16 protein-coding genes are annotated in these 23,205 nt (G+C 37.4%); 12 read left to right on the plus strand and 4 right to left on the minus strand.

Annotation, left to right across the window (positions count from 1 at the left end; translation table 11 throughout):
• The first annotated feature begins 293 nt into the window (after positions 1-293).
• The 4 genes from J7604_RS24170 (at position 294) to J7604_RS24185 (ending at position 8,072) form a co-directional block, all read left to right on the plus strand.
• Complete coding sequence (locus tag J7604_RS24170; protein ID WP_293902204.1) at positions 294-803, plus strand: hypothetical protein; 510 nt, start codon at positions 294-296, stop codon at positions 801-803.
• 17 nt (positions 804-820) lie between these two features.
• On the plus strand, positions 821-5,611 hold the full coding sequence (locus tag J7604_RS24175) for a PA14 domain-containing protein (RefSeq protein ID WP_293902207.1): 4,791 nt from the start codon (positions 821-823) through the stop codon (positions 5,609-5,611).
• A gap of 405 nt (positions 5,612-6,016) precedes the next feature.
• The gene (locus tag J7604_RS24180; RefSeq protein WP_293902210.1) at positions 6,017-6,730 is read left to right on the plus strand and encodes a hypothetical protein; all 714 of its coding nucleotides are present in this window, start codon (positions 6,017-6,019) and stop codon (positions 6,728-6,730) included.
• A gap of 436 nt (positions 6,731-7,166) precedes the next feature.
• Positions 7,167-8,072 carry a hypothetical protein gene (locus tag J7604_RS24185; protein ID WP_293902213.1) on the plus strand — a complete coding sequence of 302 codons (906 nt, stop codon included), beginning with the start codon at positions 7,167-7,169 and terminating at the stop codon, positions 8,070-8,072.
• Between the two features lie 357 nt (positions 8,073-8,429).
• Here the strand turns inward: J7604_RS24185 and J7604_RS24190 are convergent, their stop codons facing one another.
• From J7604_RS24190 to J7604_RS24200, 3 genes are all read right to left on the minus strand, one after another.
• A complete protein-coding gene (locus tag J7604_RS24190) occupies positions 8,430-10,319 on the minus strand; it encodes a PAS domain S-box protein (RefSeq protein ID WP_293902216.1) in 1,890 nt (629 codons plus the stop codon).
• A gap of 284 nt (positions 10,320-10,603) precedes the next feature.
• Positions 10,604-11,077 (minus strand): hypothetical protein, encoded by a 474-nt coding sequence (locus J7604_RS24195; RefSeq protein WP_293902219.1) that lies wholly within the window; start codon positions 11,075-11,077, stop codon positions 10,604-10,606.
• Positions 11,078-11,127: 50 nt separating this feature from the next.
• Positions 11,128-12,489 (minus strand): sigma-54-dependent transcriptional regulator, encoded by a 1,362-nt coding sequence (locus tag J7604_RS24200; protein ID WP_367113605.1) that lies wholly within the window; start codon positions 12,487-12,489, stop codon positions 11,128-11,130.
• Between the two features lie 405 nt (positions 12,490-12,894).
• Between J7604_RS24200 and kdpF the strand changes: the two genes are divergently transcribed.
• From kdpF to J7604_RS24235, 8 genes are all read left to right on the plus strand, one after another.
• Positions 12,895-12,972: a K(+)-transporting ATPase subunit F gene (gene kdpF, locus J7604_RS27120; RefSeq protein ID WP_367113607.1), complete on the plus strand. Its 78-nt coding sequence runs from the start codon at positions 12,895-12,897 to the stop codon at positions 12,970-12,972.
• A gap of 52 nt (positions 12,973-13,024) precedes the next feature.
• A complete protein-coding gene (gene kdpA, locus J7604_RS24205; protein WP_293902222.1) occupies positions 13,025-14,716 on the plus strand; it encodes a potassium-transporting ATPase subunit KdpA in 1,692 nt (563 codons plus the stop codon).
• A gap of 101 nt (positions 14,717-14,817) precedes the next feature.
• A complete protein-coding gene (kdpB, locus tag J7604_RS24210) occupies positions 14,818-16,860 on the plus strand; it encodes a potassium-transporting ATPase subunit KdpB (RefSeq protein WP_293902225.1) in 2,043 nt (680 codons plus the stop codon).
• A 17-nt stretch (positions 16,861-16,877) separates the two neighbouring features.
• The gene (locus J7604_RS24215) at positions 16,878-17,447 is read left to right on the plus strand and encodes a K(+)-transporting ATPase subunit C (protein WP_293902228.1); all 570 of its coding nucleotides are present in this window, start codon (positions 16,878-16,880) and stop codon (positions 17,445-17,447) included.
• Positions 17,448-17,528: 81 nt separating this feature from the next.
• A complete protein-coding gene (locus J7604_RS24220; RefSeq protein ID WP_293902231.1) occupies positions 17,529-18,659 on the plus strand; it encodes a porin in 1,131 nt (376 codons plus the stop codon).
• Between the two features lie 78 nt (positions 18,660-18,737).
• Positions 18,738-19,859 (plus strand): sensor protein KdpD, encoded by a 1,122-nt coding sequence (locus tag J7604_RS24225; RefSeq protein ID WP_293902234.1) that lies wholly within the window; start codon positions 18,738-18,740, stop codon positions 19,857-19,859.
• Positions 19,860-19,861: 2 nt separating this feature from the next.
• Entirely contained in the window at positions 19,862-21,673 is a 1,812-nt protein-coding gene (locus J7604_RS24230; protein ID WP_293902237.1) for an ATP-binding protein, read from the plus strand.
• A gap of 58 nt (positions 21,674-21,731) precedes the next feature.
• A complete protein-coding gene (locus J7604_RS24235) occupies positions 21,732-22,475 on the plus strand; it encodes a HAMP domain-containing protein (protein ID WP_293902240.1) in 744 nt (247 codons plus the stop codon).
• Between the two features lie 499 nt (positions 22,476-22,974).
• On the opposite strand, the gene J7604_RS24240 is transcribed toward J7604_RS24235, so the two are convergent.
• On the minus strand, positions 22,975-23,199 hold the full coding sequence (locus tag J7604_RS24240) for a hypothetical protein (RefSeq protein ID WP_293902243.1): 225 nt from the start codon (positions 23,197-23,199) through the stop codon (positions 22,975-22,977).
• Between the last annotated feature and the right edge of the window lie 6 nt (positions 23,200-23,205).

Genomic DNA, 23,205 nt, shown 5'->3' on the forward strand with positions numbered 1-23,205 from the left:
TAGCAGGGAAAACTATTTTTTTATTTGTCTCATCACTAAGTTGACGGCTATGGTGCAGACCTAACTTCCAGCAAATACATTCTTTAAGGGCAAGTCAATGCTCAGTAGCTTATTGGTTTCAGCAAGAGATGACAGAAGTAATAACAATCGTTTCACAACTTTCTTAAAAAAAAAGGCTATTGCAACTTAGGTTACAAACTTCAGCTTTTTTAAATCCCATTTTTACTCCTGGGTAAAGCTTTACACCGACAAGACTAAAAAGTACATCAATCTAACAATTAAATTGAACATTTATGAAAAGACCTGTTTCCCGGCCTTTAATTATTATGGCCCAGATACTGCTATGCCTTTTCATTTCTGTAGATTCTTTCTCCCAGCAGAAGGAGTCAGGTGGGGCAGGACCATACCATGACAGAGATAAAAAGAGTCTTACCAGAGATCAGAAAAAGAAACTGAAAGAATACAAAAAGCATCCTGTCTGGGTGGATATGTTAAAAGACCAGTCTCATCTCAATTATTATGAAACGGTAACTGCATTTGAAACTTTCTGGGAAGAGCGTCCTAAACCTAAAGAAAAAGAACTTGAAAAAGGGAAAAAGGGAAAAAAGGAAAAGAAAAGATCTCTTCCTAAAAGACTCCTGAAATCTGATAAAAAGCTAAAACGGGAAAGCAACCGGCTGGTCGTTGAATGGAAATCTTTTGAATCGTGGAGGAGAGAGGTACAGCCATTTGTGCAACCCGATGGTACAATTTTATCCGAAGAAAGGATGCTACAAATCATTAACAGTCAGGTGCAGGAATAATCTTAAAAAAGTAAATTATGAAAAAAAGGTATAAATCTTTAACGTGGGCGCTGTTGCTGGTATTATCCGGTATCAGCAGTCTGATGGGACAGCAGGCAGGCGAATGGCAACCGCTGGGTCCTGTAAAATTTCCCCTCAACAAGATAGGGCAGATCAATGGTATCACGAGGACAGGTGATTTAAAGTTCCACCCGACAGATCCCAAAAAAATGTATGCTGTAAGTGTTGCTGGAGGGCTTTTTATCAGCAACGACGAAGGTAGAAACTGGACTACAGGTGGTACAGATACTATTCCTCAGGCACATGGTACAACTGTCTGTATTGACTATACAGACGACCGCATCATGTATTTCGGAACCGGCGATGAACACTTTCTGAATATATATAACAGAACCAAGGGTCTCTGGAAGACTGTAAACGGTGGCAAAACATGGTCGAGAATAGGTGAAACTACTATCGGCAACAGATCTACTACAGAAATACTGATGTCTCCCACAGATCACAATGTACTGATCGCTTCCACTGATGATGGTATATGGAAATCACTTGACGCCGGAAACACCTGGACAAAAAAGGCTGAAGGAACATTTCCTTCTATGGTTTTCAGAATGAATGATAATCCGACTATCATGTATGCGGCATCAAACAGCGGTTTCTTTAGAAGTGTAAACCTTGGTGACTCATGGGACCCGATTGCATTGCCTGGAACAGGGCTCAGCGGCGGTGGACGAATTGGTGTGACCAAAGCTTCACCTGATGTTGTTTATTTAACTTTCGTCGGTGACAACAATTCGAAACCAAGAACATGTACTCCTGTACTCAGGTCTTATGATTCTGGTCTGTCATTTGATATAGTAAAACCAGCCGGCGGAACCAATCTGAACGGTTATACAGAGTTTGAAGGAGGACAAGGCGACTATAATTTCTGTTTCACTGTTGATCCTCTGAATGCAAACACTTTGTATGCAGGGGGACATGTAGTATACAAATCAACAGATGGCGGTGTAAACTGGGTCAGAACTAATCCATGGCACACCAGTGTACATACAGATATGCACAACCTGATCTACTCACCTCATAACGACCACAGGCTCTATAATACCAATGACGGAGGAATCTGGTCGAGTGAAGACGGAGGATTTACATGGACACATCTTAACGATGGTATTGCAGGCGCGGAGTCTTCAGTTGCCGCCCAGAGCCCGATCATAAAAGACAGAATGTGCATTGGTACCCAGGACAATGGTGAACTTGTTTATACGGACAATGTCTGGTTTACCAATGGCGGAGGTGACTTCCATACCAGAATGGAGTTTGACTACAACAGCGCAGATTATGTATACAGGTTAACAGGAGAAAGAAGGTATCTGCCTAACGGCAACACTGAAAGTCTTAATTACCAGTTTTCTGCTTCCGAAAATGGTAACGAAGAAAAATTGGTATTCAACCCTACCAATCTGAATGTTGCATTTCTTTCCAGAACAGATATTTACAGATGTACCAATATTACCGGTTCTCCGTCATGGACAAAGATTAAAAGTATCGGCACAAGAATCATGGCTTTGGCATCTCATCCTGCCAATCCCAATCTGCTATATGCTGTCGATGCGAACAACAACTTTTATGTGACTGAGAATGCCCTGGATCCGGAACCGACATTTAATACGTATCCCGCCCCTGCTGCTGCGTGGAATGCTGCCAGCATTGCTCCGGTAAAAGGAAATCAGAATGTTGTTTATATCAGCTGCGGTGGTAGTGTTTACAGGTCTGGTAATAAAGGTGCAAGCTGGGGAAGTCCGATAAATGGTACAGTACTGCCATCTGATATAAATATCATAAAACTCATCCATGATGACTACAGTACAAACGAGTCCATATACGCAGCTTCCGCAATAGGTGTATGGTACAAAAACAACAGCACAACAAACACATGGACTAATTATTCCAAGGGTCTTCCTGCTTTTGCGAAATACTACAACTTTCTTATTTACAATGACGGTACAAATAATTCTGAATTAAGAATTGTTGCTGCCGGAAGAGGTGTATTCAGAAGGAGTCTGAGTGGGAAACCTGCGATACTTAGGGATCCTGAAAATCCTTCCAATGCTGTTGCAGGAGTAAGCTATAAATATTACGAAGGCACATGGGATCATCTTCCAAACTTCAATTCTCTTGTTCCTGTTCAGACAGGTACTACAACTGATTTTAACTTGTCAGTAAGAAATAGAAATGAATATTTTGGTGTCGTGTATAACGGATATATAAATGTTCCTGCAGATGCAGTGTATACATTTTACCTGAATTCTCAGGATGGAAGCAAATTGTATATAGGTGACCAGCTGGTTATTCACAACGACGTTCTTAACTCAACTACGGAGAAAAGCGGGACAATAGGATTGAAGACCGGTAAACATGCAGTTCGTGTGGAGTATTTCAACAATACAGGTACCCCTTCAATGACCGTTTCATTCTCATCACCAACACTTACGAAACAGGTAGTGGCTTCCTCCGGTCTTTTCACGCTTCCTGCTGAAGTAATCTGCACAGGTGGTGGTGCAATAAGCCGTGAAATCTGGAAACAGATCCCTGGCTTCAGTGTAGCTGATATTCCGGTTACAACTATTCCTCACATTCAGGATCAGTTGGGCAACCTGCTTGAACAAAGAGCAGACATGGGAGATGAATACGGAGTAAGACTCAGAGGATACATTTGTGCACCCTATACCGGCGCTTACAAATTCTGGTTATCAAGTGATGAAGTCGCTGAATTATGGCTCAGCACTGATCAGACTCCAGGCTTGAAGCAAAAAATCGCTGAGCTCACAAGCAGAAGCGGCGCGAGAGACTGGTATGCATATACTTCACAGCAGTCAGCATCCATTAACCTTGTAGCGGGACAGAAATATTATATTGAGGTATTGCACAAAGAAAACGAGGGTAATGATAACCTGGCTGTAGGCTGGACGTTACCAAGTGGTGAAATGGAAAGACCAATTGCAGGTCACAGACTTTCTCCATATCAGGGAGTGGCCAATACACCGGGAATAAAGCTGATTTTACCCTTAGACAAGTTATATTATACAGCTGGTTCATCTCTTCCTATACAGGTCGAACTTACACAAGCTACTGCTGCGATCTCAAAAGTAGAATATTTTGTAAACGGTGCAAACCTTGGAGTAGAAACAGGACCTGATTTTAGTCATATCTGGACCAATATTGCAGCAGGAAATTATCGTATTTATGCAAAAGTAACCGACCAGTTAGGTTTCTCTGCAAGCAGCACTGTTAAAGATGTAACCTTTCTGCAATACAGAAATGCTGACAACCCTGCAAATACAGCTCCTGGGATCACAACAGAATATCATCAGGGCTCTTTCGGTTCTGTATACGATATGAACAGCTCAACACTTGTAAGGAAAACAACAGGAACTGAGATCAGCATAGATGACAGAGATAGGGACGACGACTTTGGATTTAAGTACAATGGTTTCCTTGAAATTACTGATCCTGGTATTTATTTTTTCAATCTGATCAGATCTGATGATGGTTTTGTCCTTTCTATAGGTGACACTATTCTTATCAACAATGATGGGTTTTCAGGGCAGGCGGAGGACAAGGAATTCCCCATTGCACTGAGAGCAGGAAAGCACAAAATTTCCGCTGCATATTTTGAAGGTGGAGGAGAACAATATATGAACTTAGGTTACTACGGACCTAATACTCCAATGCAACCCTTACCGGCCAGTCGTTTGTTTATAGAGACACAAGTGAATACTCTGCCTGTAGTTAGCCTTACTTCTCCTTCAAACGGACAAACATATACAGCCCCTGCAACTGTACAGCTTGCAGCCAATGCCACGGCGACAGGTGCTACAATTTCAAAGGTGGAGTTTTACAATGGCAGTGTAAAGCTGGGCGAAGATCCGACTTCTCCTTACACATATTCATGGTCAGGAGTAAGCGCGAATACTTATTCAATAACAGCAAGGGCTTACAACAACCTTGGTCAGTATACGATTTCTGCTCCTGTATCAATTACGGTAAACGGTACAACCTCAACATGCCTTATCACCGAGCCTGTGCCTACACCATCGCTTTATGTGGTGAGGAACCTTTGGGGCGATAACAACAATGGATCTTCGGTAACTGCAGATGCTGCTACAGGATCTATGATGGTTACTCACAGAGCGTATGGGCAAAATGAACTATATGTGATTGAAACCGGTAAAACCATCAGTGTTACAAGTGGTCAGGTTTATACCATCAGCTTTGATTTCAAAGATTATGTTAATGCACCTGTAACAGGAGTAGATGTTGGTTTTGCACAAGGACTGAACTCATCCAATAACGGCCCACAACTTCCTCAGTCAATGGTAGCTGCTCCTGCAGGTTATTCTTCATCTGCTTTTACAACTAAATCCGTGAATATCACTTCATCTGTTACAGCTTCAAATGTCAATCTGGTATTCAGGTTAAGATGGAACGGACAACCAAGTTCGCAGGTGGCAGATTTTATCAAAAATATCAATGTCTGCAATGCTTCAGGTTTAAGAATAGCTGAAACCAATGAAAACTCGCTTATTGTAATGCCTAACCCTGCAATCGAAACATTTACTCTAAGAGCAGAAAAAGCTATAGAAATGATTTATGTTACAGATGGCCAGGGAAAGCAGATTTATACAAATGCTGCGATACCTCAGGGTGCCGATCTCGAATTTGGTAAAGATTTCGAATTTGGCATTTACAACCTCTCTGTCATTTATACAGACGGCAGCAGAGAAATTGTGAAAATTCTGAAAACAAAATAAATTCAAGTATCAGTTAGTTTAGTGAACAAAAGGTCCGGGAAATTCCCAGACCTTTTTTATTTTTAAGATAAATATTTTAAAAGAATCAATCCCAATATTTCTCCCCAGCCGGTGTCTGCACCCTCATCCGTTGCCTTTCCCCTGACAGGCCACGGTGGGGTTGCATTTATAATTCATTCAATTTATACTAACTGCTGATTTTGATACTTCGTTTTACACTTGTAAAGATTAATAGTTATTGCTGTTTGCTTAGGACTAGAGTAGTTGACCTCTGTGTTTTTTTGCTTAATAAATCTTCTCTAACTTTTAACTAAATTTGCATTAAGAGTAAATTGAAGGTAATGATTGTTAAATTCCATCTGATCTTGTTGATTCAAAAAAGAGATAACATTATATGATCTATATATGAAGAAATACCTAGTTTTTTTAGTCTTGCTAAATGCTATACCTCTTTTTGGGCAAAATATATCTGATGCTCCAATAATGCATCCAGGAAGTGTATCTGACTTTATTGGAGAGGATTGGCATATACTTGATTCAGCAAAAGGTGATTTGAATAAAGATGGATTGGAGGATGTGGCACTGGTACTGGAAAGTAATTATAGTCCTAGGGTTGTTGAAGCAGATAGTACATATATAGAAACAAGTGATAGCAATCCAAGGAGTTTACTGATTTTGATGAAAAGGAGGGATGGCTTATTTACTTTGACAGAAGAGTCAGGAACCTTTATTCCGTTTCCTGAAGAATACAAAGCAGATCCTTTTGAAGGTATTGAAATTGTAAAAGGAGTTTTGTGGATTGATATTTTGGATATGTCTTACTATGGTAGTTGGTGGGTTACAAAAGCAAGATACAAATTCCGGTTTCAAAACGGACAATTTGAACTGATTGGGGCAGATAGAAACTCCTTGCATCGATCTTCCCTTGAATTTGAAAATCTTAGCTTTAATTTCCTATCAAAAAAATGGACAAATGTAAAAGGTAAGGACGTGGAGGAAGGGGAGGAACTTGTACCTACAACAGAAATTACTCAACCGTTGCAAATTAAACACTTGAAAACTTTTAAGACTTTTATTTCTCCCTTTTCATGGGAGGTTGTTCCTGGATTTGTTATTTAAATGAATTTATTTTTTAGTTCACCAGCTGGTAAATATAGGCTGCTAGTGAACAATTGTATATGCTTAATGTCTGCCATCTGTCATCCGTGACCTGTCCCCTGACAGGCCACTCTGTCTATAGCAAGTAAATATTGTTATATTGGAGAAGCTATGGAAAACCTTTTTTAAAAACAATTCGCAATTCCAGGATGAATCTCATGACTGGCTTTTAAAATCCTCTCTCATCCTCTCGCAAACGAGGACTATAGGGAAGGACTATATGGGTTCTACTTTCTAATGAATCATTTTTTTTATATATTGACAATTAAAATTATTATTATAAATAATAAGTAAAAAGGTGAATTGTGAGGGTATAAATTATTTTGTATTTAGAAGGATTCTTTTTCTTCATTTACTATTATTCAATATATCTTACTTTTCTCAGGATCTTGAAAGGGTGGACTTAATCCATGGTGCTGTCGCTAATCCTGATTTGTATTTTGAGAATGGTAAAGCTGAATCTACTTATGGTTATTATAAGGTAGTTCCAAACGGAGACGTAAAAGGCTTGCTTGTATTGCTTCCTGGTTATGGAAGGAGTTCTAATCAAATCATTAAGGAAACACAATTACCGGCTGTTGCGAAAGAAAGTCAGATTGCTACCATTTTTCCCACCATTAATCAAAGATCGACGCTCGATTCTATTAGCACTGTGCTTATAACTGCTTCCATAAAAGATATGACTGACAAATATAATATACCTAAGGATAGGGTGTTTTTAGGAGGTTTTTCATCCGGAGGAAACTTAGCTTTGTTGTATACCGAAATGTCAGTGAAAAACAAAGGTAATGCATATGTGGTACCTAAAGGTGTCTTTGCTGTGGATGCTCCTGTAGACCTTATCCAGCTTCACTATACTATGGTCAGAACCACAGAAGCCAATTGTAATGAGGCTTATGTTAATGAGGCTAAATGGGTGGTGGCAAATGATATTAAAAAGTATGGAGGCACGCCTGAACAGAATCCAACAGGATATATAACTGATTCTCCATACTCCAGATCTGCAAAGAATGGGGGAAATGCTCAATATTTAAAAGATTTGCCGGTAAGATTATATACTGATCCTGATATAAAATGGAATCTCGAGGTTCGTTGTGCTGATTATTATGATATGAATGCTTTTGGTCTGGCCGGAATGATAAGGTTTTTAAAACTTTCCGGAAATAAAAACGCAGAGTTGATTTCGGCAATTAATAAGGGGTATGATTTGAACGGAAAGAGGAATCCTCATTCATGGTCGATTTTGGATGCGAAGGATTGTAAGGAGTGGATGATTGAGGGATTTAATGATACTGTAAAGTGATTCGGCTTATGTGAAGAAGTGTTGACTTAATTTGACAGTTTGGGATTAAATGATGGGCTATGACGAATCTGCTTGTCAGGAGAATCCTATGCACGGTTTTAAAAATAATTTTTCCAGTTATTTTCCTTAGCTCCAGAACGGTTCGAATTTAAGGCTAATATACGCTGATGCCTAAAACAAGAAGGTCTGCATAAATTGGTTAGGTTCATTGATGGGAAAATCTATTACAAAAAGAAAGGGGAGTATTATGTCAGAAATTCTTCCGCTCGAAATGGGTAAGAAAAAGTTCTACCTATAAGACTTTCCGAAGTTTAGCATCAACAAGATGTATCAGTTAAAAATCGCTATTCTGTGAGATTAAATCTTAAAATAAACTTTAAAAATTGATCCTTTTCCTTTTTCACTTTCAACCTCTATTCTTCCCCCTGAATTATCTACAATTCTTTTCACAATGTATAGACCAACTCCTGTCCCCTCTACATGCGTATATAGTCTTTGAAACATTGTAAAGATTTTTCCTATTTTTTCCGCTTCTATTCCCAAGCCATTATCCTGTATAGATAATAGAACAAAATCATCCACTCGTTCAGTTTTAATAATTATTTCAGGCATTCGTTTCGGAGATTGGTATTTGAGAGCATTGCTCAAAAGATTATATATTATGCTCCTGAAATTCCTTTTTGAGAATTGAAGCTTGAGAATTTTAAGTTTACTCTTGATTATTGCATTTGAACTTTTAATTAAATCCTTTAACAAAAATTGAGTTTCATCAATTATTTCAGATATGTCAATTTCTTCATTTGCTTCTTCCAAACTTTTCTGAGCACGACTGATTTCTGTCAGATCAAGGATAGTATGTTTAAACTTCTCGACCGAAAGATCAACCATGTCCAGCAAGTCTTTCATATCCTTCGATATTTCAGAGTATTTTTCACTTGATTTAATGGCAGTAATTAAGCCTTCAATATTGGCGACAGGAGCTCTTAGGTCATGAGAAGCTGTATAGATAAAATTATCCAAGTCAGTATTTATTTTTTTTAACTCTTCAATATTTTGGGAAAGCTCTTCTGTTCTTTCCGTGACCCTTTGCTCAAGTTCAATATTTAATCGAGACAATTTTTCTTGTGCTTGTTTCTTTTCTGTTAAATCCTGCGTTATTTTAGAAAAACCTACTAATTTTTTGTCCTTGTCATATATGGCCGTAATTACGACCCGGGCATAGAATTGTGTTCCGTCTTTCCGGACTCTCCAGCCTTCATCTTCAAACCTGCCATTCTTTTTTGCTTCCTCCAGTTCATAATCGGGGAAGTGTCTTTCGAGCGCTGCCTTTGGATAGAATATAGAAAAATGTTTACCTATGATTTCTTTCTCTGTATAACCTTTCAATCTTTTTGCTCCTTCATTCCAGGTAGTAATATTTCCTTCCGGATCCAGCATAAAAATAGCATAATCTCTTACTCCTTCTATTAGAAGCTTATAGCGGTCTTCGGATATCTTTTTATCGGTATTATCGAAGGCAACAATTAAAGCTTGTTTGAGTATCCCTTCCCCAGTTTTTTTAAATTCCGTAGCTCTTGTAAATAACCACCTGTAATTCCCATTGGAATGTTGAACTCTGATTTCTAATTCCACAGCACTTTCATCCTGTAGCTCCGAAATTTTTTTTTGCCATTCCATAGCCTTCTCCCAATCGTCAGGATGAATGGGAATTTTTTTTGATCCTTTTCCCATTATCTTTAACTCGTCCAGAGAATATCCAAGAATATCCGTTGCCTCCTGATTAATATAGATGCTTTCTTTATTCAATACATCATATACAGAAATAATAACAGGTGAAACTTCAACTATCCTTTGAATAAAATGCTGGTTTTCCTTTAAAGTTTCTTCCGTTTTTTTTCTTTGTGAAATATCACGGATAATTCCTGTAAAGAAGAAAAAGCCGTTTTCTTCCCAATAAGAGAGTGAAAGCTCAACTGGAAAAATTGTACCATCCTTTTTCTGTGCTTCAAGCTCCAGTACATGCCCCATTAGCTTAGGTATGCCAGTATTAAGAAACCGTTCAACTCCTTTTCTATGGTACTCCCTGTATTGAGGAGGCATCAGGATCGTGAGCTCTTGACCAAACAGATCTTCATTTGTATATCCAAACACTTCCTGTACTTTGGAGTTAGAGGAAATAATGATAGAATTTTGATCTGTAATAATGATTGCATCTGTTGCAGTTTCTACAACTGTCTTAAACTTCATTTCTGAAAGTTCAAGTTTTTTTTGGAGGGTATTTGTCTGATTATTTGAATTATTCACTAAAGAAATTTAAGTAGAGACCATGTCGTTTATACTAACAACCTTTTAGGGAGAGAGAATGTTATCCTGAGGAATTGCTATTAAAGCTCTCAAAGATAAAAAAAATTCTCTTTGGGAACAATTTGTCTCTTAAATAGTGTCTTTCGGAAGAAACGGAAAACGGGTTAATATAAGGACTAGAGTGGTTCCCCGAACTGATGGAGATCCTTCTGATGTTTCGGATCATATTAAGAGACAGGCTTCGAGTGGGATTTTTTTATTTGGGCATTCAATGAGTCGGTCAGTCTGTTAATAAATGTTTCATGACGTATTGTTGTTATAATCCAATTAACTCCAAACAACCAGGCAAAAGCAAACAGCCCAGGAAAAATTGAGTGCATTGAGAAATATGCTGGAAGCCCTATAAAAACAGAAAGACCTAGGGTAAAATAAAATGTTCTGGCAAAAGAATACGAATAAATGAAGGTGCGGGTGGATATATTAATTTCAAAATAACCTTTGTCTATAGGTGCCATTAAATGAGTTCTACCTTGACCAAAGTTGAAAAAGGGATTTTTGAAATCCAATCTTGTATTGGTGATTTTTATATCGTCAATGCTTAGATCATTCAATTTATTTTTTATGGTATTTATACATGCATTGGCAATTTCATTATCACATTTTCTTAACCTTCTTTCGTTTTGAGTGGTAAGTAGAGTCATATCAAAAATTAGATTTTTAAAATTGAATAATCGGTAAGCTAATAATGGCTTTAATAATTGATTTTGTATTCTTCCAGTTTTCTGTACAATGTCGTAACACCTATTCCCAGAAGTTCTGCGGACTTTGTTTTGTTTCCTTTTGTCAGATGTAATACTTTTTGTATGTAGATTTTTTCGATGGTTGTAAGGTCATAAGGAGATTTACCGTTGTTGTTTTCAGCCAGAAATACTTCAGAAGGGAGTAAGGCACTTGTAAGAGTATCTCCATCTGCAAGTATGATAGCCCGTTCTATAATATTCTTTAACTCTCTTATGTTTCCTTTAAACGAATAGCCTTTCAGTTTTTGAAGGAATCCAGAATCTATTTTGGAAATTTTCTTTTTTACCTGATGGCTGTATTGAAGTATAAAAAAATTACATAAATCTTCAATATCTTCAATCCTTTCCCGAAGTGGTGGAAGTTGTATAGTAAAGCTTGCAAGTCTGTAGTAGAGGTCCTGACGAAAATGTCCTTCTTCTCCTTCCTTTATAAGGTCTCTATTGGTAGCAGAGATTATTCTCACATTAACTTTGGTTGTCTTTGTATCACCAGGTTTTATGAAGGTCTGAGTCTCCAATACTCTTAATAATTTGGCTTGTAATTCAATATTCATTTCTCCGATCTCGTCAAGAAAAATTGTACCATTATTTGCTTCTTCAAAAAGACCTTTTTTGTCTTTGTTCGCCCCTGTAAATGCTCCGGTCTTATAGCCAAATAGTTCAGATTCAATAGTCTCTTTGGGTATGGCACTGCAGTTTATTGCTACATAGTTATTATTCCTTCTTTCACTTGAATAATGAATTGCCTGAGCAAACACTTCCTTTCCTGTACCTGTTTCACCCAATAGGAGCACGGACATATCTGTAGGGGCTACTTTAGCAGCAAGTTTTTTAGACTCTATCAGCAATGGTGAATTTCCTATGATGGTATCAAGGTTGTGCTTTTCTGATATCTTTTTTTCGAGCTGAACTACACGTGCTTTTAGTTGAGCTTTGTCCATGGCTTTGCTAATGGCAGGTATGATTTGCTCTTCTCCTTCGCCTTTAGTGATGTAGTCAAAAGCACCGTTTCTCATTGCATTCACTCCATCTTCTATTGTCCCATATGCAGTCATAACGATGATTTCCGGAATGGGATAGGAGTTTTTAATTTTCAGAAGCTGATCAAGAATATTGCCATCAGTAAGTTTTACATCTGTGAGTATAACTTCTATATCCTCTTTCTCGAGTTGACGGAAAGCATTTTTAATATTGTTGGCTTGAATAACTCTATAACCTTCCAGTGATAATATTCTGGTTAAAAGCTCTCTAAGCTTGTCTTCATCTTCAATAATTAAAATAGTACCGCTTTCCATTGACTTGTTTTTCCTCAAATAATGTTATTTCTCACCGTAAAGCAATACTTCAATTAAAGAAATTTTAGTTTTTCCTAAACAATAATTCATATTGATTATCTACAATTTCTCTTGGGAAAAATCTTCTTTTTTTACTTCATCTGTCATTTTGATAAACAGGTATTTCAAAATGGAAGGGTTTTATATTCCCTTAAATTCAGCTAAAAACACCCTAATGGTTTTAAGGTTTTAATTTTCAGTTTATTGAAAGGCTTTGGGGTTTCCGAAATTGTATTTGGCATCTGAGTGGCATATGTATGGTAAAATAAAACTGAACAACAAATGGAAACACTAATGACAGTAATTTTTATCGGAGCAGGTGGTGCTTGCTTCTGGATTTTCTTTAAATCAATTGACTTCTTCGAACATGTATAATCTATTGCTATGATCGCCCTACTGATATTATCGATGGCTTCATTTGCCTACCTGTTTTATGTGTTGTTAAGACCTGAGAAATTTTAAAGCACTAAGACATTGCCAGGCACTTTATAAAAACGATTAACGAATTTAAATTATGTCAACGGAAATTCTTGGAGTATTATTTATGTTTATGCTGACTCTGCTACTGGCCATACCTTTTGGCAAGTATATAGCGAGAGTTTATAATGGGGATAAGACGATTACCGATTTTATGGCTCCGATTGAACGAGCCATTTATCGTATTTGCGGTATAGATTCGCATAAAGAAATGAACTGGAAGCAGCATATGGCCGCTTTGCTTTGCATCAATATGATCTGGTTTTTTGGGGCTATGATTATTCTGACGACTCAGGGAAGCCTTCCGTTAAATCCTGATGGAAACCCTTCCATGAGTTATCACCTAGCTTTTAACACCGCAATAAGTTTTCTGGTAAATTGTAATCTACAACATTATTCCGGGGAGACAGGAGTTACTTACTTTTCTCAATTAACAGTCATGACCTTCCTGCATTTCGTATCTGCAGCAACCGGTATGGCTGCTTTGGTTGTAGTATTCAGGGCTTTCAGGGACAAGACAACTACTTCACTGGGAAATTTCTTCCGCTATTTTCTTTTAAGTTGTACCAGGATTTTGTTACCGGTGGCCATAGTTGTTGCTACTATCCTTGCATTCAGAGGCGTGCCTGCATCTTTTGCCGGAAAAGATCAGATCATCTCAATGGAAGGTGATACCGTCAATGTATCAAGAGGTCCGGCGGCTGGTATGATCGCTATAAAGCATTTGGGGACAAACGGAGGCGGATGGTTTGGTGTAAACTCAGCGCATCCGCTTGAAAACCCTGACTATGTTACTAACATCACGGAAATGGTAGCACAGGTATTGATTCCAGTAGCTATGATATTTGCTTTTGGATATTTTATAAAGAGAAAGAAATTGTCATGGACAATATTTGCAGTGATGACTGCAGGTTTCTTAATGCTTGTAATTCCAACCATCTATTATGAAATCCATGGAAATCCTGAGATTACCAAAATGGGCATAGATCAATCTCTCGGAAGTATGGAAGGAAAAGAAATACGTTTTGGGTCGGCAGCTTCTGCTTATTGGGCAATTATTACCACAGTTATTTCAACAGGTTCAGTTAACTCCATGCATGATAGTCTTACGCCTATGTCAGGAACAATGACCCTGCTGGCTATGATGATTAATGCCTTTTATGGAGGATGCGGAGTGGGCATACTTAATTATTTTATATTTCTTGTGATAACAGTATTTATTGCCGGACTTATGGTAGGCAGAACACCTGAGATGTTTGGAAGAAAAGTAGAAGCAAGAGAAGTAAAGATTGCTATCATGATTGCCTTGTTACATCCTTTCATTATTCTGGTTCCTACGGCCATGGCGGCTTTTGGCATTACTTCAAATCCTGATTTGGGCTGGCTTAATAACCCAGGTTTTCACGGGTTTTCAGAAATGCTTTATGAATATACTTCTTCCGCTGCCAATAACGGCTCAGGCTTTGAAGGTCTGGGTGACAATACAGTCTGGTGGAATATCAGTTGTGGCTTTGTTCTGATATTCGGAAGGTATCTGCCGATCATTGGCCCTGTGGCAATTGCAGGAATTTTGGCATCGAAGAAATACATTCCGGAATCATCAGGAACGCTTAAAATTGATTCAATAACCTTTAGTATCACAACCTTCGCTGTGATCCTGATCATTGCAGCACTGGCATTCTTTCCAGCTCTGGTACTAGGACCTTTGGCCGAATACTTTTCACATTGATCTGTAAGCAAGAAAGCATATAAAGTATCTCATTTATAAATAGGTTATTCCCTGGATAAAAGAGGTCAAATATTTTGTCCGGGATTAAAAATATAAGAATTATGAAACGTCAGACATCAACAACCCTTTTTCAGAAGGATCTTGTTATCGCAGCTTTCAAAGAATCATTCATTAAGTTGCATCCAAAAACAATGATTAAAAATCCTGTCATGTTCATGGTAGAAATAGGAACGGTAATCATGTTTATTGTGACTATCATGACTTTATTTTCAGTAGTATCAGGACAAGGAAGTTTTGCTTATAACTTTCTTATTTTCCTGATTCTCCTAGTAACATTGCTTTTTGCCAATTTTGCAGAAGCCATAGCTGAGGCCCGTGGAAAAGCACAGGCAGAATCACTTAGAAAAACAAGAGAAGAGACACCTGCAACTATTATATATTCAGATGGGAGGACAAAGAGAATCAGTTCTTCAGAATTAAAGAAAGGAGACATATTTATAGTAAAGGCAGGAGAAATTATTCCATCTGATGGAGAGATTACAGAAGGATTAGCCACCATTGATGAATCAGCTATTACAGGAGAATCTGCGCCTGTAATAAGAGAAGGCGGAGGAGATCGCTCGAGTGTTACCGGAGGTACCAAAGTGCTTTCAGATCAGATCAAAGTCAGGGTAACCATTGCTCAAGGAGAGTCATTCCTGGATAAGATGATCGCTCTGGTTGAAGGAGCAAGCCGACAAAAAACGCCTAACGAAATTGCACTCACTATTTTGCTTGCAGGATTCACCATGGTATTCCTTCTTGTGACCGTGACTCTTAAAACTTTTGGAGACTATGCAAATGCAACGCTTCCTTTAGCTTCATTGATTTCTTTATTTGTTTGTCTTATCCCGACAACGATCGGAGGTTTGCTTTCTGCCATAGGAATAGCTGGTATGGACAGAGCACTTCAGGCCAATGTAATCAGTAAATCCGGAAAAGCAGTGGAGACAGCAGGGGACGTGGATACCTTACTGTTAGACAAAACCGGAACCATTACAATAGGAAACAGGAAAGCTACCAATTTCTTTCCTGCAGAAGGTATCGATAAGACAGAATTCATTAGAATATGTGTTTTAAGCTCTCTTGCTGACGAAACCCCGGAGGGAAAATCCATTGTGGAGCTGGGAAAAACACAGAAAGTCGAAGTGAGCACAAAAGATATTCAGCAAGCAAAGCTGATTAAATTTACAGCAGAAACACGTTCCAGCGGTCTTGATTTTCCGGATGGTCTAGAAATAAGGAAAGGTGCTTTTGATGCCATAAAAAGGATTACAGAAAAAGCCGGATTTTCTTTTCCTGCTGAAATCAACAACCATGTAAAGACAATTTCTTCCAATGGAGGAACACCTCTTGTAGTAACCAAGAATAGTAAAGTTGTTGGTGTTATACAGTTGGAGGACATTATCAAACCCGGAATGGTAGAACGTTTTGAAAGACTGAGGAAAATGGGTGTAAAAACAGTGATGGTAACAGGAGACAATCCACTGACGGCTAAGTTTATTGCGAATAAAGCAGGAGTTGATGACTTCATCGCTGAAGCAACTCCTGAAGAGAAGATGAACTACATAAAGAAGGAACAAGCTTCCGGAAAACTTGTAGCTATGATGGGAGACGGAACAAATGATGCCCCAGCACTTGCACAGGCAGATGTTGGTGTAGCTATGAACTCTGGAACACAGGCAGCTAAAGAAGCATGTAATATGGTCGACCTAGACAATGATCCTACGAAACTGATTGAGATTGTTGAAATAGGTAAACAACTGCTTATTACCAGAGGAACTCTAACTACCTTTTCAATTGCCAATGATGTGGCCAAATACTTTGCAATAGTGCCAGCATTATTTATAGCCAGCATTCCAGGGTTGCAGGCATTGAATATCATGAGATTGTCCAGCCCTGAGACAGCTATTCTTTCCGCCGTGATTTTTAATGCCATTATCATTCCCTTTCTGATTCCTCTGGCACTTAAAGGCGTGCAATATAAACCACTTGGAGCAAGTGCTTTACTAGCAAGAAATCTCCTGATCTATGGACTAGGCGGTGTGCTGGTTCCTTTTGCAGGAATTAAGCTTATTGATATGGCTGTCAGTATTTTCTGGTAATTTAAATAAAGATAAAAATGAAAACTGCATTTAAACAATCATTTGCATTGACTGTAATCCTGATCGTGCTTTTTGCATTTGTATATCCATTGACGATTTCTTTTATCGCGCTGCTATCGCCGGGGAAGGGAAATGGCGTAAAGCTTTCTAAAAACGAAAAAGTGATTGGATATGAAAATATAGGACAAAAATTTTACAGTGACCGGTATTTTCAAGGCCGACCATCTGCCGTGGATTATAATGCTGCAGGTTCTGCTGGATCAAATAAGGGGACGACTAATCCGGATTATCTGAAAACAGTGAAAGAAAGGATCGATACTTTTCTGGTACACAACCCTGAAGTAAAAAGAGAAAACATTCCTGCAGATCTGGTAACAGCGTCTGCAAGCGGACTTGATCCTGATATATCTCCTGATGCAGCATATATTCAGATCAAAAGAATCGGTAAAGTAAGGAATCTTTCTGAAGAACAATTGAACGTCCTTGTAGGTCAACAGATTGAAAGGCCGCTATTCGGTCTTTTCGGACCATCAAAAGTAAATGTGCTGAAGCTTAATTTGGCCCTTGACAATCTTTCTCATAAATAATTAATCACTTATTTTAACCCTTTAAGACTTCCTGCAAGAGGTGGTATGAAAGGGTATGCCCAAAAATTAATTTATCTTAAAATGAAAAAAAGAGTTTTAGTACGTGTATTTATTGTTTTGATGATCCTCCCAATATTTGTAGAGGCTCAGGAAAAAGACAGTTTAAGAATATCTAAAAATAATGTCAACTTGTGGGGATATGCGGATATTTATTATGGTTATAATTTTAATCAGCCGCCTTCCCGCGTCGATGGTGAAATGGTTAACGGGAACATTTTTCTTTATTCACACAACAGACATAATGAATTCAATATTAATAATGGCATAGTAGGACTCGAGTATTCAAAAGATAGAGTAAGAGGAGCGTTTGCATTACAATCAGGAACCTATGTGCAATATAACTATGCAGCAGAACCAGCAGTACTAAGAAACATTTTTGAAGCATATGCCGGGTATATGGTGGCAAATAAATTATGGATTGATGCAGGTATTTTTGCTTCTCATATAGGGTCAGAAAGCGCAATTTCCTTTAACGACCTGACACTTTCGAGGTCCATGATGGCAGACAATACACCATATTATGAAACGGGGGTGAAAGCCACATATGAAGTAAATGATCAATTGTTACTGACTGGATTGGCGTTGAATGGATGGCAGAATATAACAGACCACAATAAGAATAAAGCTTTGGGAAGCCAGATTCAGTATAAACCCCATGAAAAGGTATTGATCAATTACAGCACGTTTTATGGAAAAGAAGCCGGAGCGTATGAAAATACAACAGAAATTGTTAATACGGATTCATTGTCTACAAGAAGGTTTTTTAATGATTTATACGTGCAGGCCACTTTTAACAAGCTGACTATACTAGCTGCTTTTGATATTGGTTTCCAGAAAAAACTTAACTCCAATGGTGATTATGTATGGTGGAATCCCAATTTAATTTTAAAGTGTAACATTACAGATAAAATAGCATTAGCAGCTAGAGGTGAATATTATAATGATAAAAATGGAGTAATCATTAATTCCGGTACAGTTAATGGGTTTCAGACTTTTTCAGGTTCTTTAGGGCTTAACTTAAAACTTACCGAACATATGATCTGGAAGATCGAGGGAAAAGCGTTTGAATCAAAAGATAAAGTATTTATAAATAATGCCAAGACGTCCAATAGCAGTATATTAGTGTTGTCCTCAGTGGCTTTTAAATTTTAGTAAAGTTAATTTAATCAAATCATGGAGAGAGGTTATAACCCTTCCATGATTTGATTGTTTTATAAAATAAAATGGAATATGTCAGAACAGTCCGCATCGGCTGAGAGGTTTCTTAATCTGATACAGCACTCTAAACGAGGAAAGTTTAAGATTTATATTGGTATGTCTGCTGGTGTTGGAAAATCCTACAGAATGCTGCAGGAAGCGCATCAATTGCTTAAGAACAATGTGGACGTCTGGATTGGATATATTGAAACGCATAAAAGATCTGAGACGGAAGCCCTTACCACCGGTTTACCTGTGATACCCAGGAAAGAGATTTTTTACAAAGGCCATCGTCTTGAGGAAATGGATATAGACGCTATCATATTAAAGCGCCCTGAACTTGTCATTGTAGATGAACTGGCACACACCAATGTACCAGGATCAAAGTATGAAAAAAGATGGCAGGATGTTGAAGAGATTTTAAATGCCGGAATAAATGTAATCAGCGCACTCAATATTCAGCATATAGAAAGTATTAATTCAGAGGTCTCTAAAATTACAGGAGTAGAAGTGCAAGAAAGGGTTCCTGATCGTATTATTCGTATGGCGGATGAAGTGGTGAATATTGATCTTACTATAGATGAATTAATTGAGCGATTAATGCAAGGGAAAATTTATGTTCCGGAAAAAATTCAAACGGCATTAACTAATTTTTTTAAGAAAGATAATCTCCTGCAACTTAGAGAACTTGCCTTGAAGGAAGTAACACATCAGGTTGAACGAAAGGTAGATAAAGAAGTATTTCCACAGTCAAAGCTCAGCGATAACATATTGGGTTGTATCAGCGAAAACTATAAGGTGTCTCAGAAAGTCATCAGAAAAACAGCACGCTATGCAGGGCGTTTTCAGGCAGAATGGTATATTCTATATGTAGAAACACCAAAGTCCTCTATGCAATCTGTAGATCTTGCTACTCAAAGACATTTGATCAATAATTTTCAACTTGTTACAGAATTGGGAGGGACTTTACAGAGACTGAAAGGGACAAACGTATCTGATGAAATAGTAAAATTCTCCGGAGACCATAATGTATCTGTAATAATCGCCGGAAGGTCCAGAGCTTCCTGGTATACCAAAGTTTTCAAAGCAGATGTAATTTCCAGGCTTCAGCAGAAATTAAAGAACACATCGATAGATCTGACTATAGTATCTTAAATATGAAAATTAAAGTTAAGCTTACCTTAGGTACCACATTGCTATTCATTTTAATCATCTTAATGGGATCTGCAGGTATCTATTTTATCCATGACCTAGCAGCAGATTCGGGTGAAATTATTAAAGATAATTATGCCTCTCTTGAGCATTGTAGAGACATGCAAAAAGCTTTAAATAATCTTCAAGGTTTGAATGATCTTCTGAGAAGAGAAAAGAGTGCAAGCACAATTTCAGGCATTAAAAAAAGTATTGCAGATCAGCAAAAGAAATTCGAGCAAGCTTTGCAAAAGCAAGAGGGAAATGTAACAGAATCAGGTGAAAAAGATGTCACAGAAAATTTAAAGGAGGCATATAATTACTATTCCATGTTCTATAGTTCCGATATGGATGAAATAGAGCTGCAGAAAAGATTTTCGAATGTACATGAGCGCATCACAGATGTATTTAATATCAACATGGAAGCAATGAATAGAAAGAATACCAAGGCTATGCAAACAGGGAAAAAGGCTATATGGTATGTTTCATTCATTGCAGTGGCAGCATTTATCGTATCATTTACATTACTTCTCAATTTTCCTGGCTATATAGCAGATCCTTTGATTGAGATTACTAGAAAGATCAAAGAAATTGCAAATAGAAATTATAATCAGACTATTAGTTATCCGGGAAGGAAAGATGAGCTTGGAGAACTCTCACTTGCGTTTAATACAATGTCATTGCGTTTGCAAGATTATGAAAAATCAAACATTGCAGATTTAAGGACAGAAAAAAACAGAATTGATTCAATTGTAAGAAATCTGAATGAGGGCATTATTCTTTTTGATTCAGGAATGAATATCAAAGTTTTTAATCCTGTAGCAGAAGAGCTTATAAGTTTAAAGGCCAGCGAAGTAGTTGAACAATATGCTCCTGATGTGGCAGTTCATAATGATCTGTTCAGAGAATTGATAAAGGATATTGGTAAAGAAGGAAAGCATCTTAACAGTAAACCGTTAAGAATAACTTTAGGTAATGAGGAGAATTTCTTTCAGAAAGATGTTTATAAAATTCATATCGAAGATCCTGATACCCAAAAAGCATCTATTGCAGGATATATCTTAACTTTAAAGAATATTACTGAATATAAAAAACTTGATCTCGCCAAAACTAATTTTATAGCTGTTGTTTCACATGAATTGAAAACTCCAATTTCTTCCATGAAACTAAGTCTGAAATTATTAGAAGATACACGGATAGGGGAATTGAATGAAGAGCAGTTGAATCTTGTAAAAACAGTAAAAGGAGAAGTAGAGAGAATGTCGAAAATTACAGCTGAGCTTTTAGATATCTCTCAGGTTGAAACAGGTAATATACGTCTTACTATTGATGAAGTTAATCCTTCTGACATTGTGAAAATTTCTGAAAATGTTTTAAAAACACATATTGATGAAAAGAAAATCAGGCTATTAAACACCATACCGGAAAATCTTATGAAGGTAAAAGCGGATCTTGAAAAGACAGTATGGGTGATGACCAATCTTCTCGCCAATGCTATAAGATATACACCTGAAAATGGTTTAATAACCGTATCTATTGCTTCCCATAAAGATAACCTTGAATTCTCTGTTCAGGATACAGGAACAGGCATTGATCCTAAAAATAAAGAAAGGATATTTCAGAGATTTGTACAAGTGGAAGGGAAAAAATCAAAAGAAGGTGTAGGTCTTGGACTGGCCATTTCCAAAGAATTTATCCAGGAACAAGGCGGCAGGATCTGGGTAGAAAGTGAGCTAGGTATCGGAAGCAAATTTATTTTTACATTGCCTTTGGCTTAACAATAATGTTAACTTTTATCTGATAAGGTGGTTCTGATTCTTAACTAGTTTATTATCTATGAGGATTAAAACGAAAATCACCATCGGAGTGGGAGTTCTTGTAATACTGGCAATAGCTCAAGGTATTGTTTGTAATATTTACCTTAATAAGGCATCTGAAGCTTCAGGAAGAATATTGAAAGACAATGGAGCCTCTATTGAATATACCAAAGAAATGATGTCTGCCATAGACGGACTATTCGAAATTTATATAAAGAAAAATGGTAGTGTAAAATCGGGAAAATCAGAAAAGGATCTATTTAAAGTATTTGAAGAGAATTTTCAATCGGAAAAGAATAATGTAACAGAAGAAGGAGAAAAGGAAATTGTTGAAAATTTAGGGAATGCTTATCACGAATTCAGGAATAATCTAAAGGCTTTAAGTCCGGAGGTATCTAAAAGTAATCAAAAACTTGTAGACCAATATTTAAAGATAAAGGAGTCTCTTGTAAATATTTTAAGCATTAATATGGATGCTATTAACAGGAAAAATAAGGTTTCTGCAGAAACTAATCAGCAAGCCCTTTGGTATATCTACATTGTTGAAATGCTTACTATATTCTGGGTGTTACCATTGCTTTTTATTTTACCTGCTTTAATTGCCAATCCTATAAAGGAACTTAAAGAGAAAATGAGAGAGATAGCGAAAGGAAATTTCAGACAAAAGATTATAATAATTAGAAAAGATGAATTAGGTGATTTGGCTGAAGAATTTAATTTAATGGCAGAAAAAATTCATGAATATCAGAGTAAGGGAAAGTAAAATGTTTTTTTAAAATTAACCCAGGATATTATCTCTTTATAAAAGACAACCATAGTCCTTTTTATTAGTATAATTTTTAGTCATAAATTCAGCGTGAAATGAGGTTTAGAGATTTTTTACCTTTTGAAAAGCATGTTTACTTAACTCACCTGACAGTGAACGAAGTTGTCAGGAGGCTTAAAGAAAACATTGGGCCAAAAAAACTTCTGTATTTATAACTTTTAACGGAAAGGTAACAAAACCATATGAAGGGACAATTTCAGGCAACGTATTCAAAGTTAACAGAATAATAAAATACAGAAACTCTTTTTTACCGGTTATTATCGGTGAGATCTCAACTATTGGTGAGCTTAAAAGGATCCATATAAAGATGCGGCCTTTAAAATTTGTTTTGGTATTTATTTCAATTTGGCTTGGGATAGTCGGGGTGGTCTGTATGGGAATTACTTGGCTCCTCGGCCGGTGTCTGCATTCCCCGGCCAATGCAGAACTATAGATGTCAAATTAACAGATTCTTTCCTTTGTCATTCTGAGCCCTGCGAAGGATCTGAGCTTTCAAAATAAATAAAATTAAGCTATCTGGCAGAATGGTAGTATAAATAACAAATTTTTTGTGACTATCAGATCCTTCGCAGGGCTCAGAATGACCAATCACCGATAAAACAATGTTAAAGTTTACGGCTTTGGTGCAGACACCGGCTGGGGAGAGAGAAAGTCTTGCCATTTTGTT

It is taken from the genome of Sporocytophaga sp. (assembly GCF_017745095.1).
Classification (GTDB): Bacteria; Bacteroidota; Bacteroidia; order Cytophagales; family Cytophagaceae; genus Sporocytophaga.

Excerpts from the sequence above, each read along its gene's own strand:
- kdpB (WP_293902225.1), top strand. The coding sequence starts at position 14,818 with ATGAAACGTCAGACATCAACAACCCTTTTTCAGAAGGATCTTGTTATC.
- J7604_RS24220 (WP_293902231.1), top strand. The coding sequence starts at position 17,529 with ATGAAAAAAAGAGTTTTAGTACGTGTATTTATTGTTTTGATGATCCTC.
- J7604_RS24170 (WP_293902204.1), top strand. The coding sequence starts at position 294 with ATGAAAAGACCTGTTTCCCGGCCTTTAATTATTATGGCCCAGATACTG.
- J7604_RS24215 (WP_293902228.1), top strand. The coding sequence starts at position 16,878 with ATGAAAACTGCATTTAAACAATCATTTGCATTGACTGTAATCCTGATC.
- J7604_RS24195 (WP_293902219.1), bottom strand. The coding sequence starts at position 11,077 with ATGACTCTACTTACCACTCAAAACGAAAGAAGGTTAAGAAAATGTGAT.
- J7604_RS24175 (WP_293902207.1), top strand. The coding sequence starts at position 821 with ATGAAAAAAAGGTATAAATCTTTAACGTGGGCGCTGTTGCTGGTATTA.
- J7604_RS24235 (WP_293902240.1), top strand. The coding sequence starts at position 21,732 with ATGAGGATTAAAACGAAAATCACCATCGGAGTGGGAGTTCTTGTAATA.
- J7604_RS24180 (WP_293902210.1), top strand. The coding sequence starts at position 6,017 with ATGAAGAAATACCTAGTTTTTTTAGTCTTGCTAAATGCTATACCTCTT.
- J7604_RS24225 (WP_293902234.1), top strand. The coding sequence starts at position 18,738 with ATGTCAGAACAGTCCGCATCGGCTGAGAGGTTTCTTAATCTGATACAG.
- kdpF (WP_367113607.1), top strand. The coding sequence starts at position 12,895 with ATGATCGCCCTACTGATATTATCGATGGCTTCATTTGCCTACCTGTTT.
- J7604_RS24230 (WP_293902237.1), top strand. The coding sequence starts at position 19,862 with ATGAAAATTAAAGTTAAGCTTACCTTAGGTACCACATTGCTATTCATT.
- kdpA (WP_293902222.1), top strand. The coding sequence starts at position 13,025 with ATGTCAACGGAAATTCTTGGAGTATTATTTATGTTTATGCTGACTCTG.
- J7604_RS24240 (WP_293902243.1), bottom strand. The coding sequence starts at position 23,199 with ATGGCAAGACTTTCTCTCTCCCCAGCCGGTGTCTGCACCAAAGCCGTA.
- J7604_RS24190 (WP_293902216.1), bottom strand. The coding sequence starts at position 10,319 with ATGAAGTTTAAGACAGTTGTAGAAACTGCAACAGATGCAATCATTATT.